16 protein-coding genes, 1 tRNA gene and 1 riboswitch are annotated in these 16,952 nt (G+C 72.8%); of the genes, 7 read left to right on the forward strand and 10 right to left on the reverse strand.

What is annotated here, in order from left to right:
• Positions 1-3 precede the first annotated feature (3 nt).
• Positions 4-654, reverse strand: coding sequence for a TetR/AcrR family transcriptional regulator (locus tag ACWEFJ_RS27225; RefSeq protein WP_378093800.1), 651 nt, complete (start codon positions 652-654; stop codon positions 4-6).
• A 131-nt stretch (positions 655-785) separates the two neighbouring features.
• Here ACWEFJ_RS27225 and ACWEFJ_RS27230 point away from each other — a divergent pair, with 131 nt between their 5' ends.
• The 3 genes from ACWEFJ_RS27230 to lipA are packed head-to-tail and all read left to right on the forward strand — an operon-like array spanning position 786 to position 3,229.
• Positions 786-1,247, forward strand: coding sequence for a hypothetical protein (locus ACWEFJ_RS27230; RefSeq protein WP_378093772.1), 462 nt, complete (start codon positions 786-788; stop codon positions 1,245-1,247).
• A 20-nt stretch (positions 1,248-1,267) separates the two neighbouring features.
• Complete coding sequence (locus ACWEFJ_RS27235) at positions 1,268-2,209, forward strand: oxidoreductase (protein WP_449715441.1); 942 nt, start codon at positions 1,268-1,270, stop codon at positions 2,207-2,209.
• Positions 2,210-2,224: 15 nt separating this feature from the next.
• On the forward strand, positions 2,225-3,229 hold the full coding sequence (gene lipA, locus ACWEFJ_RS27240) for a lipoyl synthase (RefSeq protein ID WP_378093768.1): 1,005 nt from the start codon (positions 2,225-2,227) through the stop codon (positions 3,227-3,229).
• Here lipA and ACWEFJ_RS27245 read toward each other — a convergent pair.
• Positions 3,204-4,235 carry a saccharopine dehydrogenase family protein gene (locus tag ACWEFJ_RS27245; protein ID WP_449715442.1) on the reverse strand — a complete coding sequence of 344 codons (1,032 nt, stop codon included), beginning with the start codon at positions 4,233-4,235 and terminating at the stop codon, positions 3,204-3,206. The genes lipA and ACWEFJ_RS27245 overlap by 26 nt on opposite strands.
• A 24-nt stretch (positions 4,236-4,259) precedes the next feature.
• Positions 4,260-4,544 carry a hypothetical protein gene (locus ACWEFJ_RS27250; protein ID WP_378093764.1) on the reverse strand — a complete coding sequence of 95 codons (285 nt, stop codon included), beginning with the start codon at positions 4,542-4,544 and terminating at the stop codon, positions 4,260-4,262.
• 265 nt (positions 4,545-4,809) lie between these two features.
• Here ACWEFJ_RS27250 and ACWEFJ_RS27255 point away from each other — a divergent pair, with 265 nt between their 5' ends.
• Positions 4,810-5,418: a nucleoside monophosphate kinase gene (locus ACWEFJ_RS27255; protein ID WP_378093762.1), complete on the forward strand. Its 609-nt coding sequence runs from the start codon at positions 4,810-4,812 to the stop codon at positions 5,416-5,418.
• On the opposite strand, the gene ACWEFJ_RS27260 is transcribed toward ACWEFJ_RS27255, so the two are convergent.
• The 6 genes from ACWEFJ_RS27260 to ACWEFJ_RS27285 form a co-directional block, all read right to left on the reverse strand.
• A complete protein-coding gene (locus ACWEFJ_RS27260; protein ID WP_449715443.1) occupies positions 5,383-6,222 on the reverse strand; it encodes a hypothetical protein in 840 nt (279 codons plus the stop codon). The two genes, ACWEFJ_RS27255 and ACWEFJ_RS27260, sit on opposite strands and share 36 nt — an antisense overlap.
• A 12-nt stretch (positions 6,223-6,234) precedes the next feature.
• A complete protein-coding gene (locus ACWEFJ_RS27265) occupies positions 6,235-6,813 on the reverse strand; it encodes a hypothetical protein (protein ID WP_449715444.1) in 579 nt (192 codons plus the stop codon).
• 16 nt (positions 6,814-6,829) lie between these two features.
• On the reverse strand, positions 6,830-7,900 hold the full coding sequence (locus tag ACWEFJ_RS27270) for a hypothetical protein (protein ID WP_449715445.1): 1,071 nt from the start codon (positions 7,898-7,900) through the stop codon (positions 6,830-6,832).
• A gap of 475 nt (positions 7,901-8,375) precedes the next feature.
• Positions 8,376-8,447, reverse strand: a tRNA-Val gene (locus ACWEFJ_RS27275).
• A 36-nt stretch (positions 8,448-8,483) separates the two neighbouring features.
• Complete coding sequence (locus tag ACWEFJ_RS27280; RefSeq protein WP_378093754.1) at positions 8,484-8,942, reverse strand: peroxiredoxin; 459 nt, start codon at positions 8,940-8,942, stop codon at positions 8,484-8,486.
• A 111-nt stretch (positions 8,943-9,053) separates the two neighbouring features.
• A complete protein-coding gene (locus ACWEFJ_RS27285; RefSeq protein WP_378093752.1) occupies positions 9,054-9,485 on the reverse strand; it encodes a DUF3052 domain-containing protein in 432 nt (143 codons plus the stop codon).
• A 260-nt stretch (positions 9,486-9,745) separates the two neighbouring features.
• Between ACWEFJ_RS27285 and aceE the strand changes: the two genes are divergently transcribed.
• From aceE to ACWEFJ_RS27300, 3 genes are all read left to right on the forward strand, one after another.
• A complete protein-coding gene (aceE, locus tag ACWEFJ_RS27290) occupies positions 9,746-12,532 on the forward strand; it encodes a pyruvate dehydrogenase (acetyl-transferring), homodimeric type (RefSeq protein WP_449715446.1) in 2,787 nt (928 codons plus the stop codon).
• 156 nt (positions 12,533-12,688) lie between these two features.
• Complete coding sequence (locus tag ACWEFJ_RS27295; RefSeq protein WP_449715447.1) at positions 12,689-14,725, forward strand: substrate-binding domain-containing protein; 2,037 nt, start codon at positions 12,689-12,691, stop codon at positions 14,723-14,725.
• A 1-nt stretch (position 14,726) separates the two neighbouring features.
• The gene (locus ACWEFJ_RS27300; RefSeq protein ID WP_449715448.1) at positions 14,727-15,953 is read left to right on the forward strand and encodes an extracellular solute-binding protein; all 1,227 of its coding nucleotides are present in this window, start codon (positions 14,727-14,729) and stop codon (positions 15,951-15,953) included.
• A gap of 129 nt (positions 15,954-16,082) precedes the next feature.
• On the opposite strand, the gene pnuC is transcribed toward ACWEFJ_RS27300, so the two are convergent.
• Positions 16,083-16,715, reverse strand: coding sequence for a nicotinamide riboside transporter PnuC (pnuC, locus tag ACWEFJ_RS27305; RefSeq protein ID WP_378096722.1), 633 nt, complete (start codon positions 16,713-16,715; stop codon positions 16,083-16,085).
• 49 nt (positions 16,716-16,764) lie between these two features.
• Positions 16,765-16,888: riboswitch (FMN riboswitch) on the reverse strand.
• Positions 16,889-16,952: the final 64 nt, after the last annotated feature.

Consider the following 16,952-nt stretch of genomic DNA (forward strand, 5'->3'; position numbering starts at 1 on the left):
TCGTCACCGCCGCCGTGACCTGGATCGCCTGTCGTCGGCGGCGGGCTCCTCGGCGGGGGCGTCGGCGCGCACGCGGAGCCCTTCCACGACGCGCACGATGGTGCGCTCCACCTCGGCGCTGGCCTTGCGCGGGTCCGACGAGCCCGCGATGGTGCTCGCGCCGGCGGACAGCGCGCCGAACAGCAGCCTGCTCATCGTCTCCACCGGCAGCTGCTCCAGCTCGCCGGAGGTGACCAGCACCTCGATCGTGGAGCGCAGCAGGCCGTAGCTGAAGTGCTCCTCGGCCTCGCGCCAGCGCTCCCAGCCCATCACCACCGGGGCCTCGTGGATCACGATCCGCTGGTAGGCGGGCTCCAGGCAGACGCGGACGTACGCGCGCAGGCCCGCGATGGCGGTGTCCCACGGGTCGCCGGGCGCGCTGACGATCTCGCCGAGCTTCTCGATGAACTTCGTCTCGACCGAGTCGAAGGCGGCCTCGAACAACGCCTGCTTGCCGCTGAAGTGGTGGTACAGCGCGCCTTTGGTGAGCCGGGCCCGCTTGGCCACCTCGTCCAGGGACGTGCCCGCGTACCCCCGTTTGGTGAACAGCTCCACGGCGCTGTCCACCAGGGCGCGCCTCGTCGACTCCGAGTAGTCCAACCGCCTCGACCGCACTGTCACCACGTTCACAACCGTACGACATACCGACGGTACGTACCCGTGGTATGTTCGTCTCATCGGCCATACCGACGGTATGCGACAGACCTGGGGTATGACGCCGGTCACGACGAGAGGAGGGCGTGATCATGGGTTGGACCGACTTCTACCGGCGGCGCGACGCTCTGGACGCCGTGCTCCACGCCGCGGCGGCGGACCCCGCCGCGCCCCTGACGTTCGACCGCGACCTGTTCGCCACCGGGGACGAGCTGCTCCTGGCCCTGCACTACCGCTGGATGCAGCAGCTCACCGGCCGCCTGGGCACGGCCCTGGCCGACAGCGACGACGACCGCGTCGAGACCGTGGCCCGCACCTGGCGCGCCCTGGCCGCCGAGCAGCCGGTGCTGCGCGCGGTGCTCGACGCGCACCTGACCGACGCCGGGGCGATCGGGCGCGAGCAGCGGATGCTGGCGCTGACCGCGGGCCTCGCGGAGCTGTCCGAGCCGGCCGCGGAGATCACCCGCGTGGGCGCGGCGTTCGCGAACCTGCTGCGCTCCGGCCCGGCCGCCGTCGTGCCCGACCGGCGCCGCGGGCTCGCCAAGAGCGCCTGAGCGCCGGTTAGGTGTGGGGCATGCCGAAGTGGAACACCCGCAAGTGGGACACCGCCGACATCCCCGACCAGGGCGGGCGCACCGCGCTGGTCACGGGGGCCAACTCGGGCCTGGGCCTGCGGACCGCGCAGGTGCTGGCGGAGAAGGGCGCGCACGTGCTGCTCGCGTGCCGGTCCGCCGAACGCGGCCGGCGGGCCTTGGAGCAGGTGCTCGCCACCGGCGGCCGGGCCGAGGTCGTGCCGCTGGACCTGGCCGACCTGGCGTCGGTCCGCGCGGCCGCCGCGCGGGTGCGCGAGCGCACCGGTGACGCGCTGGACGTGCTGGTGAACAACGCGGGCGTGATGGCGGTGCCGAAGGGCCGCACCGCCGACGGCTTCGAGACCCAGTTCGGCACCAACCACCTCGGCCACGCGGCGCTGACGTGGCTGCTGATGCCCGCCCTGCGGACCCGGCCGGGAGCGCGCGTGGTCACCGTGTCGAGCCTGCTCCACCGGATCGGCCGGGTGGACCTGGCCGACCCGAACTACGAGGCGCGCCGGTACTCGGCGTGGGCCGCGTACGGGCAGTCCAAGCTGGCGAACCTGCTGTTCGCCCGGGAGCTGGACCGGCGGACGCGGGCCGCGGGCGTGGACGTGACGTCGGTCGCCGCCCACCCCGGCGCGACCGCCACCGAGCTGAGCGCCAACATGGCGCGGGCCAGGGGGAACCCGCTGCTCGGCCTGGGCACGAAGATCAGCGACCTGTTCTCGCAACCGGTCGCGCTCGGGGCGTTGCCGCAGCTCTACGCGGCCACCTCGCCGGACGTCGAACCGGGCGGCTACTACGGGCCGGACGGGTTCCGCGAGACCCGCGGCCACCCCGCCCCGGCGCGCTCCACCCCGGCCTCCCGCGACCAGCTCGCGGCCAACCGGTTGTGGGACTTGACGGCCGAGCTGACGGGCGTCGCGCCGGACCCCTCGTGACGTAGGGTTGAGGTCGTGACCGTCGTACCTGAAGGTCGGAAGCTGCTGCGGCTGGAAGTCCGCAACAGCCAAACGCCCATCGAGAAGAAGCCCTCGTGGATCAAGACCAAGGCGAAGATGGGCCCCGAGTACCGGGAGCTCAAGGGCCTGGTCAAACGCGAGGGCCTCCACACGGTGTGTGAAGAGGCCGGTTGTCCCAACATCTACGAGTGCTGGGAAGACCGGGAGGCCACCTTCCTGATCGGTGGCGAGCAGTGCACCCGACGCTGCGACTTCTGCCAGATCGACACCGGCAAGCCCGCCGACCTCGACCGCGACGAACCGCGGCGCGTGGCGGAGTCGGTGCAGGCCATGGGTCTGCGGTACTCGACCGTGACCGGGGTGGCGCGTGACGACCTGCCCGACGGCGGCGCGTGGCTGTACGCCGAGACCGTCCGCCAGATCCACGCGATGAACCCCGGCACCGGCGTCGAGCTGCTGATCCCCGACTTCAACGCGGTGCCCGAGCAGCTGGCCGAGGTGTTCGCGTCCCGGCCCGAGGTGCTCGCGCACAACCTGGAGACGGTGCCGCGGATCTTCAAGCGGATCCGGCCCGGGTTCCGCTACGAGCGGTCGCTGGAGGTCCTGACCGCGGCCCGCGAGGCCGGCCTGGTGACGAAGTCCAACCTGATCCTGGGCATGGGCGAGACGCCGGACGAGGTCGCCGAGGCGCTGCAGGACCTGCACGACGCGGGCTGCGAGATCATCACCATCACGCAGTACCTGCGGCCCTCGCCCCGGCACCACCCCGTCGAGCGGTGGGTGAAGCCGGAGGAGTTCGTGACGCACAAGGAGACCGCCGAGCGCATCGGGTTCTCCGGCGTCATGGCCGGTCCCCTGGTCCGCTCGTCGTACCGGGCCGGGCGGCTGTACGCGCAGGCCGTGCAGAAGCGCGGCGACGTGCTGCCGGACGAGCTGCGCCACCTGCTCGAGGCGGGCAGCGCGGCCCAGGAGGTCACCTCACTGCTGTCGGCTCGCTGACCACCACGCCGTCCAGCGCCCGGACGTAATCCGCTCCGAAGGCGCTGGACGGCGTGTGCGCGCCCGGCGTCGCGTCGGCGAGGCGTTGCACCGCCTTGACCACGGAGTCGGCCGTGAGGTCGTAGGCGTTCGGCCCGGTGAGCGCGGCGCGGACCCGGTTGCCCTCGCCGTCCCACGCCTCGCCGAACACCTCGCAGCGCGTCCTGGCCCTGGTGGCGTCGTCCGGGCCGCCGACGCGCCGGGCGAGGGCGTCGGCCAGCCGGCGCACGGGCGCGGCCCGCAGCAGTGGCGCGGTGAGCGGCTGGAGCCGGCCGAGCGCGCCGGGGATCGTGGTGAACGTGGTGACGTTCGGGATGCCGGTGGACCGGTAGGCGGTGCTCACGTCGCCCCACGGGATCGCCCCGACCTCCCGCGGCCGGTCGCGGAAGTGCGCCGTGCGCCGCCGGTGGCCGAGCCGGACGCCGCGGATCTCACCGCCCACCCGCACCCGCCCGCCGCCCCCGGACCCCTCGACGGCCGTCCGCGCCGTGCCCGCGCTCGCTCCGCCCTGGACGACGAACGCGAGGTCGAGGTGCGTGGCCGTCGGCAGGGCGCGGTGCAGCATCGCCGCGAGGCAGTCGGTGGGCACCACGTCGAACCCCGCGCCGGGCAGCAGCACCACACCGGCCCGCTCGGCGTCCTCGTGCCGGCGCGCCACGGCCTCGAAGACGTCGATCTCCCCGGTGATGTCGAGGTAGTGCGTGCCGCTCCGGAGGCAGGCGTCCACCATCGGCCCGGAGGTGGCCGAGAACGGCCCGGCGCAGTGGGCCACCACGTCCACGTCCGCGAGCGCCCGTGCCGCGTCCGGGAGCCCGAAGACCCGGTGCTCCAACCCCAGCCGGTCGGCCAGCGGGCGGAGCTTCGCCGCGTCCCGCCCGGCGAGCACGGGCGAAAGCCCCCGCCGCACCGCCAGTTCCGCGACCAACGTGCCGGTGAAGCCGTACGCGCCGTAGACCATCCACCTCATGCGCTAGAACCTACCGACAGGTAGCTACCGGGGCGACCGGCGCACCGCACTCCCGACCAACAACCCCGCCCCGACCGCGCCGACCGGTATCCCCCACCACAACCGCTGCCCCCGCAGCCGCTCGCAGATCCGCACGAACGCCGCGCCTTCCGCCTCGACCGCCACGGCGTCGAACCCCATGCCCACACCGTTGCCGCAGGCGATCGTGACGCCTTCGGCGGAGTCGGTGGTGAGCGGCAGGAGCAGGATGAGCAGCCCGGCCAGGAGGAACGCGACACCGACGACGGCGGCGACGACCCTGGGCGACATGGGAGGACGCTACGTCCCGGTTCGGCTCGGGCATAGGGGGATGTCACAGGGGGAGACCGGGTTAGCGGCCCCTAATGGACCATCCGGCCCAGTGCGGCGCACGGCGTCGGGACCGGCACCCGGCCGCGCCACGCGACGCCCGCCCGGAAGTCCGCCGGATCGCGGTCGACCCCACCGTGCGGGCGTGGGACCGGCCGGCGCACCTTGATCACAGCCACCTGATCAGGCGACGGACTTCACCGCCCGCCGGTGGTTCGATGGCACCGTGCGATCAGCCGACCCCGCGCCCCTGGTCGTGTTCGTCGTCGGCGCTCCCGGAGCGGGCAAGAGCACGGTGGTCCGGCACCTGGCCGAGCGCCTGCGGTGCGCGGAGTTCCTGAGCGGCGACGTGCTGCGGCGCACCGCCGAGGAGGACACCGAGATCGGGCGCGACGTCGCCGACCGGCTGTCCCGCGACGAGACGATGCCGGTGGCGCTGTACTGCCGGATCGTGCGGCGCGAGGTCGGGCGCGGTCGCCACACCGGCCTCGTCTTCGACGGGTTCCCCCGGACGGTGGAGCAGTGCCTGGCCATCCCCGCCGTGCTCGACGCCGCCGGACTGCCGGGCGCGGACGTGCTCGGGTTGGGGCTGCACGTGCCGGCGGCGGTGTCGATCGACCGGATCCGCCGCCGCAACGAGCGCGCCCAGGACACCGCGCACGAGGCCCGGACGCGGTTGTCGACCCACGCCCGGAGGGCCGCGGACGTCGCCCGGGCCTTCGCCGAACGGTGGCCCTACGTCGAAGTGGACGCGACCGCCCGCGTCGAGCGCGTGGTCCGCGCCGCCTTGGCGGCGCTCTCAGGGCAGGTCCACCACGTCGCCGAACGCCGCTGACTCGCGCGCGAGCGAGGCGAGGTCGACCGGTTCGCGGGCGAACGAGAACTCCGGGCTGTCCAACAAGCCGTGCGCGCGTGCTTCCAGCCACGACAGCTCGCGGTACTTGTCCGGCGCCATGAACTGCGCCCCGAAGTCCCAGCCGACCCCCGACACCTGCCGGTCGCCGTAGAGCCGCCGGGCCCGTTCCCGGTAGACGTCCGCGGTGACGGTGTCGGGGTGGTTGAACGACAGGTCGAACCCGTTCGCGCTCAGGCCGAACACGGCCAGGCCGTACAGGATCGTGCACTCGACCCCGATCCGGGCGCAGAACCCGGCGATGCGCCGGGCGCCGACCGCGCTGCCCGCGTAGGACAGCAGGAAGAGCCGTTCGAGGCGGTGCACCTGCCGGTACGCCTCGAGGGCCGCGACCACCGTGGCGCCCGACGCGACGGTGTCACCGACGACGAGGCAGGGCCTGCCCGCGTCGAACCGGGCGTAGGAGACGTCGATCTTGGCGTCGTCCGCCGCGACGTCCACCCGCGAGGTGGCGACGAGGTTCGTCGGCAGGTTGATCTCGACGGACTCGGCCGCGGCGGCGAGTTGGTAGGCCAGTCCCTTGCTCAGGATCACCAGCTCCGCCGCGTCGGCGAGTTCGTCGGCCAAGTGGGCCACGAACAGCCGGCTGGCGGCGAAGCAGGCCCTCCGGTAGGGCAGGCCGATCAGCCCGCGTTCGAACAGGACCCGCTCCAACGGCCGGTTCTCCACGATGTGGAGGCCGGGCCCGACCGCGCGGACCCGGCTCTCCCCCACGTCAGGGCGCATCGCGGTGCGCCGTCACCGGTGGACGCCGAGCCGGTGCAGGGCGTCCAGCATGGGCCGGTCGCCCGCCAGCACGTTGGCCCGGTACTCGTCTATCGACGCCCGCAACCAGGCCGGGGGCACGACCGGGTCGCGCGGCGCGCCGGGGAGCCTGCCCAGCGCCTCACCGGCCCCGGTGAAGTCGTCCACCACCTCCAGGGCCAGCGACGCGACGTGCGGGTGCACGTAGTCGCTGACGCGGGCGCCCCGGTACTCCAGGTGGTCCCGGCGGTACTTCGAGTTGCGCGGCGCCACCACGATCACCGGCGTCCGCAGCGAGGCGGCGGCGGCCATCTCCACCCCGATGCCCAGGCCACGTCGCTCGCGCGCGTCCACGACCACCGCGGACGCCGTGAGCACCTGGTACATGTCCCGGCCGAACTGCCCGAGCACGTTGGTCGGATCGGTGATCGGGTCGTCCGGGTTCAGGAACACCACCTCCAGCGGGTGGGCGCCCTCCCGGACCTGCTCGCGCTCCAGGTCGGTCCAGCACAGCTTCCGCTCATCGCCCTCGCCCTTCGCGATGGAGCCCGAGCAGTACACCGAAATGATCATCGATCTCCCGTTCCGGTCATGCGTGCAGCGAGTCCGCCGCGGTTCGGACGGCGGACTCCGCCTGAGCCAGGGATTTCACCTCGGCCGGCCGGAAAGCGCGTGAGCGCACCACCGCCCGGCGCAGACCTTCCATCCGATCCGGGGACTGGCTCGCCACGGCGATCGAGCCGAACTCCGGGGTGGACCGCAGGTGGACCAACTCGGCCCACGAGGCGGTGACGTGGACGAAGTCGGCCAACCCGAGCCAGTGGAGCGCGAGGTCCAGGGCTCGCGCGGACACGGCGGACACGCCCGGGTCCTGCTCCACGCCGCAGGACAGCCCGCCGAAGGGGAAGTCGCGCAGGATGGTGGCGTCGAGGTCGTGCAGGTAGCTCGACAGGTAGGCACGGGAGACGAACCAGCCGATGCGCGCCAGTTCCTCCGGGTGCGGGCGGGTCGGGATCGCCCGGGCGACGAACCGGGTGACGAACGCCTGCTCCCCCAGCCTCTCGGGCACGGCCCGCAGCTCGCCCTCCGGCTCCCGGTGCCCCGGTGGCCAGTGCCTGGCCAGGCTCGACGCCAGTCGACCCAGCTCCCCGTCGCGGCCCAGGGCCGCGTCCCACCGGCAGGCGATGTGGTCGGCGGTCGAGCCGGCCCCGCGAGGACTCCAGACCAGGTCCCGGGCCAGGGCAAGGGACAGCGGGGTCACGTACGGGTTCTCCGGGTCCGCGCGGTACTCGGCGGCCTTCCGCTCGCCGTACCGCATCACGTCCGGGGTCGGTGCGCAGTAGGCGACCTGGCGCAGCGCGACCAGGTCGCGCAGCCGCTCCAGGAGGCTCGGGATGCCCGGCACCTCGAACAGGTAGGAGGCGGGCATGACCAGGTTCGCGTCGGTCGCCAGCACGGCGAGGCGCGTCGCGTGCAACGCCTGCTCGGTGGTCAACTGCGGTTGCCCGCGCCGAAGGGGGAAGCCGTAGCAGTGCAGGATCTCCGGGTTGAGGTACTGGACGAAGACCGGTCGGGTCCGGTCGTAAAGGGGACCGGCCGGCGGAACGCCGCTCAAGTGGATGTCCCGCCCCGCGACGAAGGCGTCGCGGGCACTTGCCACGACCTGGGTCCGCATCCCGGACACCGATGCCACCGAGGCGACCACCGCTCACCCCGGCACAAATCCACGAGCGAACCGCCAGCCCACGTCCCACCCCCTGACCAGCGCGAATGACGAGGCTAGCAACGCGGACGGCGGGAACTTCCGCATTTATGTGGCACTGGCCACACCAACACCCCAAAGAGTGCACGAATTCCACGGGACGGGGCCGCTATTCCGACCCGGAAGGCCTGCCGCAATGCCCGCGGGAAAACGAGCACCCAGTCCGGGGAGAGGCGACCGATCCCATTTTTCGCCGTGCGACGGCCGGCTCCACGCCGATTGATCGGCACGTGCCCGGCGGCGGACGACGGGACCAGAGGAGGCCACCCCGGCGGGGTTCGCAGGGCGAAGCGCCGGAGTGGAGCCCGACGACGTGGGGGCCAGGGGCGACCGCCCCGACGGGGTCCGGGGTTGCACCGCCGGACCGGCGCAGTGGGCGCGGCAGGATTCGAACCTGCGACCGCTCGGGTGTAAACCGAGTGCTCTTCCGCTGAGCTACGCGCCCCCGAAGCGCCGGCGGACGGCCGGCGCCGGGAAGGTATCAGGCCAGGGCGGCCACGGCCTTCTTCCACGCTTCCTGGTCGCGCGGTTCGCCGGGTGCGTTCACCTCGGCGTAGCGGACCACGCCGGCGGTGTCGATCAGGAACGTGCCGCGGTTGGCCAGGCCCGCCTGCTCGTTGAACACGCCGTAGGTCCGGGCGACCTCGCCGTGCGGCCAGAAGTCGGACAGCAGCGGGAACTGGTAGCCCTCTTGGGCGGCCCACGCCTTCAGGCTGAACGGCGTGTCCACGGACACACCGATGACCTGCACGTTCTCGTCCTCGTACACGGCCAGCTCGTCGCGCACCTGGCACAGCTCGCCGGTGCAGATGCCGCTGAACGCGAACGGGTAGAACACCAGCAGCACGTTGCGCTCGCCGCGGAACGAGGAGAGCGTCACGGGCTGCTTGTTGTAGTCGTTGAGCGTGAAGTCCGGGGCCTGAGCGCCGACCTCGACCATGCAACCCTCCACAGTACGCCGCTGACCGCGGACAACCCGAAGAACGGGCTCCACCCGATCGGGGAGCCCGCCGTCGAGCCTAGGGCATGGGCGGTCGGCGGCCCGTCGTGGTCAGCGCTTCGTCTTGACCGACTTCGGGGAGACGAGCCTGGTCGCGGACCAGTCGGCGCTCACCGTGATGTTGGAGGTCTGGGCGAGCCCCGCGGTGGACACGGCCTCGGCGATGTCGCTCGGCTCGACGTGACCGGCCCGGCCGGTCTTGGGCGTCAACACCCAAATCACGCCGTCGTCGGCCAACGCCGTCGTGGCGTTGATCAGGGCGTCGGCGAGGTCGCCGTCCTCCTCGCGCCACCAGAGCAGGACCACGTCCACGACTTCGTCGGAGTCCTCATCGAGCAGATCACCGCCCACCCGCTCCTCGATCGCGGCACGGAGGTCGTCGTCGACGTCCTCGTCCCAGCCGATCTCCTGGACCACGCTGCCCGGGTCGATCCCGAGCCTGTCGGCGACACCGATCTTGCCGGCGTCTTCCGCGGCGACCACGGCTTCCACTCCTCCAAGTACACAAGAGCGGCAGCCGGGTACGACTGCCGCGCGATGTCACTACCAGTCGCGGCTAGCGAACACTGTCAGCCCCGCCACGCGCAACCGTAACGGCCAAGACACGCCGCATCGGGTACCCCCCGGTGCGGCCGCCGAACGGCATGAGGCAAGCTCGACACACCTCCTATTCGCGCGCGCGAGGGACACGATCCAGAATTACTCACCGGTAGAGGTGACGGGAGCGTGACCGGCGGGCGACGATGGGAGTCGAGAAGACCCCGGAACGAGGAGATCCCTTGGCCCCGCAGAACACCCCCGAGCGGGTACGCGTCATCCGTGACGGTCTGGCCGCCCACCTCCCCGACATCGACCCGGAGGAGACCGCGGAGTGGCTGGAGTCGTTCGACGCCGCGCTCAAGGGCGGCGGGCAGCAGCGCGCCCGCTACCTGATGCTGCGGCTGCTCGAGCGGGCCAGGGAGAGCCACGTCAGTGTCCCTTCGCTGACCAGCACGGACTACGTCAACACCATCCCCACCGAGCGCGAGCCGTGGTTCCCCGGCGACGAGGAGGTGGAGCGCCGCTACCGGGCCTGGATCCGGTGGAACGCGGCGATGACCGTGCACCGCGCGCAGCGGCCCGGCGTCGGCGTGGGCGGCCACATCTCGACCTACGCGTCGTCGGCCAGCCTCTACGAGGTGGGCTTCAACCACTTCTTCCGGGGCAAGGACCACCCCGGCGGCGGTGACCAGGTCTTCATCCAGGGCCACGCCTCCCCCGGCGTGTACGCCCGCGCGTTCCTCGAGGGCCGGTTGACCGCCGAGCAGCTCGACGGCTTCCGCCAGGAGTTCTCGCACGCCGGCCCGGGCGGCGGCCTGCCGTCGTACCCGCACCCGCGGCTGATGCCGGACTTCTGGGAGTTCCCGACCGTCTCCATGGGCCTCGGCCCGATGAACGCGATCTACCAGGCGCGGTTCAACCGCTACCTGCACGACCGCGGCATCAAGGACACGTCCGACCAGCACGTGTGGGCGTTCCTCGGCGACGGCGAGATGGACGAGCCGGAGTCGCGCGGCCTGCTCCAGGTGGCGGCGAACGAGCAGCTGGACAACCTCACCTTCGTGGTCAACTGCAACCTGCAGCGCCTCGACGGCCCGGTGCGCGGCAACGGCAAGATCATCCAGGAGCTGGAGGCGTTCTTCCGCGGCGCGGGCTGGAACGTCATCAAGGTCATCTGGGGCCGCGAGTGGGACGCGCTGCTGCACGCCGACCGCGACGGCGCGCTGGTCAACCTGATGAACACCACGCCGGACGGCGACTACCAGACGTACAAGGCCAATGACGGCGCGTACGTCAAGGAGCACTTCTTCGGCCGCGACCCGCGGACGAAGGAGCTGGTCGCGCCGATGTCCGACGACGAGGTGTGGAACCTCAAGCGCGGCGGCCACGACTACCGCAAGGTCTACGCGGCGTACAAGGCGGCGGTGGAGCACCACGGCCAGCCGACGGTCATCCTCGCCAAGACCATCAAGGGCTACGGCCTGGGCCCGCACTTCGCGGCGCGCAACGCCACGCACCAGATGAAGAAGATGACCCACGAGGACCTGAAGCTCTTCCGGGACAGCCTGCGCATCCCGATCGCGGACAAGGACCTCGACCCGTACCTGCCGCCGTACTACCACCCCGGCAAGGACGCCCCGGAGATCCAGTACCTGCTGGAGCGGCGCCGCCAGCTCGGCGGGTTCGTGCCGGAGCGGCGGACCAAGTCCAAGGCGCTGGTGCTGCCCGGCGACAAGGTCTACGACGTGGTGCGCAAGGGCTCGGGCAAGCAGGAGGTCGCCACCACGATGGCGTTCGTCCGGCTGGTCCGCGACCTGGCCAAGGACCCGGAGATCGGCGGCCGGATCGTGCCGATCATCCCGGACGAGGCGCGCACGTTCGGCATGGACTCGATGTTCCCGGCGCAGAAGATCTACAACCCCAACGGGCAGATGTACACGTCCGTGGACGCCCAGCTGATGCTCGCCTACAAGGAGAGCGAGCAGGGCCAGATCCTGCACGAGGGCATCAACGAGGCCGGCTCGACCGCGTCGTTCACCGCGGCGGGCACGTCCTACGCCACGCACGGCGAGCCGATGATCCCGATCTACATCTTCTACTCGATGTTCGGGTTCCAGCGCACCGGCGACGGCCTGTGGGCGGCGGCGGACCAGATGGCGCGCGGTTTCGTGCTGGGCGCGACGGCCGGCCGGACCACGCTGACCGGCGAGGGCCTCCAGCACGCGGACGGGCACTCGCTGCTGCTCGCGCACACCAACCCCGCGGTGGTGGCGTACGACCCGGCGTGGTCGTTCGAGGTGGCGCACATCGTCCGGGACGGCCTGCGGCGGATGTACGGCGAGAACGCCGAGAACATCTTCTACTACATCACCGTCTACAACGAGCCGTACCAGCAGCCGGCCGAGCCCGCGGACCTGGACGTCGAGGGCCTGCTCAAGGGCCTGTACCGGTACCGGTCGGCGCCGGCGCAGAGCGGGCCGCGGGCGCAGCTGCTCGCGTCCGGCGTGGCGATGCCGTGGGCGGTCAAGGCCCAGCAGATGCTGGCCGAGGAGTGGGGCGTGCAGGCCGACCTGTGGTCCGCGACGTCGTACTCGGAGCTGCGGCGCGAGGCGGTCGAGGTCGACCGGCACAACCTGCTGCACCCCGACCAGGAGCCGCGCGTGCCGTACGTGACGCAGGCGCTGGCCGACGCGGCGGGCCCGGTGGTGGCGGTGTCCGACTGGATGAGCGCCGTGCCGGACCTGATCCGGCCGTACGTGCCGACGGACATGACCACGCTGGGCACGGACGGGTTCGGGTTCTCCGACACCCGGCCGGCGGCGCGGCGGCACTTCCTGGTCGACGCCGAGTCGATCGTGGTCGCCACGCTGGCGGCGCTGGCCAAGCGCGGCGAGGTCCAGCAGTCGCTGGTCGTGCAGGCCGCCCGGCAGTACAAGATCGACGACGTCGGCGCGGCCGGCCCGTCCACCACGGACGCCGGCCTGGCCTGATCGGCGGACCCCGGGGCGGTCACACGGTGGTGTGACCGCCCCGGGGCGTTTCCGCACTAATGCGGCCGACCAGCGGAAATCTGCGCGTTCCCGCTGCGGGATGTGATCCGCCCCATAGACTTGACGCAGAAACCCGGCGTTCCAACGAGGGGTCGGATGGGGCCGCAGCCGCAGCACGCGGTGCACCGCACGGTCGTGGTCGTGGACGTGTCCGCGTTCAGCCGGAGGTCCCTCATCCCGCAGGGCGCGATCCGGCGCGGCCTGTACGCGGCGCTGGCGGCGGCGTTCGAGGACTGCGGGCTGGACTGGTCGGCGGCCTACCACGAGGACCGGGGCGACGGCGTGCTGGTGCTCGTGCCGCCCGACGTGCCCAAGAGCCGGGTGGCCGACGGCCTGGTGCACGCCCTGCACGGCGAGCTGCGCCGGTACAACGCCACCCGCACCGAGGACGCGCTGATGCGGCTGCGGATGGCCATCACGGCGGGCGAGGTGCAGCACGACGACGAGGGCGTGGTCGGCGAGGCGGTGACGCTGGCGTTCCGGCTGCTCGACTCCCGGCCGCTGCGCGACGCGCTGGAGCGCTCGACGGGGTTGTTCGCGCTGATCGTGTCCGACCGGTTCTACGCCGACGTGGTGGAACCCGACCCGGCGATGGACCCGGGCTCGTTCCGCCGGGTGGACGTGGAGGTCAAGGAGGTCCGCGGGCACGCCTGGCTGCACCTGCCGAACGCCGCCGCGCCCGAGCCGGCCCCTCCCCCGCCGCCCGCGCCACCCGACCGCGCGCCGCGGCCGAGGCTCCCGAAGCCGCGCCTGGCGCCCCTGCTGCTGGTGCTGCCGCTGCTGGTGGTCGGCGTGACGAACGCGGCGGGCTCGGCGCCCGCCGCCGTGCCGCCCTGCCCGCCCCCGGTCCAGCTGAACGTGCTGGTGTCCGACGAGCTGGAGGAGGTCGTCCGCTCGCTCGCGCTGGCGTTCGAGGACACCACCGGCCCGCACAACGAGCTGCAGTGCAAGGAGCTGAACGCGCTGGTCTTCAGCGGGCCGTCGACCGACCAGCGGGCCGCGCAGGCGCTCGGCCAGGGCTGGGCGACGGGCGACCTGACCGCGGTGGGCCCCGAGCCGCACGTGTGGCTGCCGGACAGCGACGCCGAGGTCCGCGCCGTGGAGGCGCGCCTGCGGGACCGCACCGACGTGCGGCTGCGCCCGCGCGACAGCGTGGCGGTGTCGCCGGTGGTGCTGGGCGCGTCGGAGGAGCTGGCCGGGCGGATCGCGCCGGACGGCGACTTCCGGTGGGACTACTCCGGGCGGCACGCCTCGGTGGACCCGTCCTCGGGGGTCGGGGTGCTGGCCGCGGCGGCCCTGGCGCACGGCAGGCTCGGCGGGCTGGACCTGGACGCGGCGGACGTGCCGCGCAGGCTGCACGAGATCACCCGCGCGTCCACCGCCGACGAGCCGTGCGTGGGCGACGTGACGGTGGTCGGCTCGGAGAAGGCGGTGGCCGACACCGAAGGCTGCCGGGTGCTGTACCCGGCCGACGGCACGTTGCAGCTGAACCACCCGTTCGTGGAGATCGAGCGGCCGGAGCGGCCGCGCAACGAGCGGCGGCAGCGGATCGTGGACCGGTTCCTCGAGTACCTGCGCTCCGACCAGGCCCAGGAGCAGTTCCGGCGGGCGCGGTTCCGGGACGTGGCCTGGAACGTCGGCGCCGACCCCGGGCTGGGCGTGCGCCCGGGGCGGCCGCGCCTGCTGCCGGTCGTGCCGGACGCGACGGCGGTGCGCGCGGCGTGGGAGCGCGCGAGCCGGGCGCGGGTGATCGGCCTGGTCGGCGACGGCTCGGCGGACGCGAACACGTTCCTCCGGCAGGTGGCGCTGCTGGCCGGCCCCGAGGACCGGGTGGTCCCCGACCTGCCGCTGTCGGAGGGCCTGGCCGAGGAGGCCGTCGCGCGCGGCGTGCACGTCGTGGTGCTCGCGGCGCGGACGCCGGTCCCCGCGATCGCGCGGGCCATGTCCGGTCCCGTCCACGTGGTGGCGGTCGGCTTCACGGACGGCGCGTGCGCGCCCTCAACGGCCCTCCACGCCGTCGCGGAGGCCCACGGCGGCACATGCCACCAGATCGTCGACAGGAACGTTCCGGGGCCGTCTCAGCGCCAGGGGGAGGCCCTGGACGACGTGGCCCGCGCGGCGTGGGGAGGGTGACGTGATCCGTGTGCTGGTGCCGCTGCTCGTGCTGCTGGCGGCCTGCGCGACCCCGGTGGTGGACGACGCGGAGGAGGGCGAGGGCCCGATCACCTTCGTGGACGGCCGCGACACCACCGAGGGCCAGCAGGTGCGGGAGCTGGTGCGGCGGTGGAACGCGACCGCCAGCCGGCACGAGGACGTGTCGTTCGTGGAGATGCCGACCACCACCGACGGGCACCGCGCCCAGTTGACCGCCCGCGCCCAGGACCTGGAGGACGCGAGCGGCGGCCCGGACTGCTACGACGTGATGGCCGTGGACGTGGTGTGGACGGCCGCGTTCGGCGCCGCAGGGCACCTCGTCCCGCTCGACCCGGCGGAGTTCGGGGTCGAGCGGATGCTGGGGGAGGCGGTCCGGACGGCGGCCTCGCCCGACGGCGGGGTGTGGGCGGTCCCGTGGCGCAGCGACGCCGGGTTGCTCTACTACCGCAAGGACGTGCTCGACCGCGAAGGGCTGCGGCCGCCGACCACGTGGGAGGAGCTGAGGCGGCAGGCGACCGAGGTCGCGCCCCGGTACGGGCTCAAGGGCTACGTGGCCCAGCTCAGCCGCTACGAGGGCCTGACCGTGAACGCCGCCGAGGCCATCTGGGCGCACGGCGGCGACCTGGAGCACCCGGACTCCGCCGAGGCGAAGGCCGGCGTGCGGGCGTTGGCGGAGGGCATCGAGCAGGGCTGGATCCCGCGCGAGGCGCTCAAGTACGACGAGAACACGTCCCTGAAGGAGTTCCAGTCGGGCGGGGCGCTGTTCCTGCGCAACTGGCCGTTCGCGGGGCCGCGGCTGGCCGGCGGCGAGTCGCGGGTCGCCGACAAGTGGGCCGCGGTGGCGCTGCCCGGCCCGAGCGCGCTGGGCGGCTGGAACCTGGCCGTGTCCCGGTGCTCGGCGAACCAGAAGACCGCCCGCAAGTTCATCGAATTCGTCACCGGCGAGGCCAACCAGCGCCTGATGGCCCGGCGCGCCGGGTTCGCGCCCACCCTCCGGGCGCTGTACGACGAGCCGGGCCTGGTGTCGCCCGCGCTGCGGGACAGCCTGCTGGACGCCCGGGTCCGGCGCCCGTCGCCGCACTACGACGAGCTGACCAGCGTGATGCAGGAGAGCCTGCACCACGTGCTGGAGCGGCCGGACTCCGTGGACGAGTCCCTGGACCAGCTCGCGGAGGAGCTGTCCAGGGCCGAGCAGGGACGGCGTTAGGCCCGGTCGCGGCCGCGCCGGGCAGGCGCGGCCGTCAAGTCACGGCGCGGCGACGCCAGGTCAGGTCGTGGCCGCGCGAGCAGGGGCGGCGTCAAGTCACGGTGTGACCGAGCAGGGGCCGGCGCCGGGTCAGGTCGTGGCCGCGCCGAGCTGCGCCGTGCTCTGCTTCGCGGCCCGGTTCCAGTCGATCCAGCCGCGGATCACCAGCACCGCGAAGACGGTGTAGACGGCGGCGCTGAAGTACAGGCCGGACTGGATCTGCAGCGGCACGCCGATCGCGTCCACCACGAGCCACACCAGCCAGAACTCGACCAGGCCGACCCCCTGGAGGGTGAACGCGAGCACCGTGCCGACGAAGATCGCCGCGTCCGGCCACGGCGCCCACGAGGCGTTCAACGCGTCCAGCACGAGCGCGAAGCCGACCGTGCCGAGGACGAACGCGACCACCACGGCCACCCGCTCCTTGGCGGTGCCCTTGCGGACGACCACGCCGAACACCGGGTCGCGCCGCCGCGTCCACGCCCACCAGCCGTAGAGGGTGATCAGCGCGATCACCACCTGCCGCGCCGCCGTGCCGCCGAGCTGCGCGGACACGTAGACCACGAACAGCAGCGTGACCGAGACCAGCTGCACGGGCCAGGTCCACAGCGTGCGCTTCTGCGCCAGGTACACCACCACCAGCGCGAAGACCTGCCCGACGAACTCGGCCCAGGAGACCTTCTGGCCGAAGACCGTGAAGCCCTGCTCCACCAAGACGTGCACCGCGTCCTCCATCCCCGACAGGCCGTCCCGGGGCATGGCAAGCCAACGGCACGCGCGCCTCCCATCCGGACTTTCACCGTCGGCCCCGGAATTCCACCGGGTCAGCCGCCCTGGTGGGCGGGTCGCGGGCTGTCACCGCCGGTTCGGATTTCCACCGAGCCCCGGAGCGCATGTCTCTCATCGCGTCGGAACATCATGGCGCGCCCGCCTGTTCCCGGGGTGATCAACGGCACAAAG

Source organism: Actinosynnema sp. NPDC004786 (genome assembly GCF_053601135.1).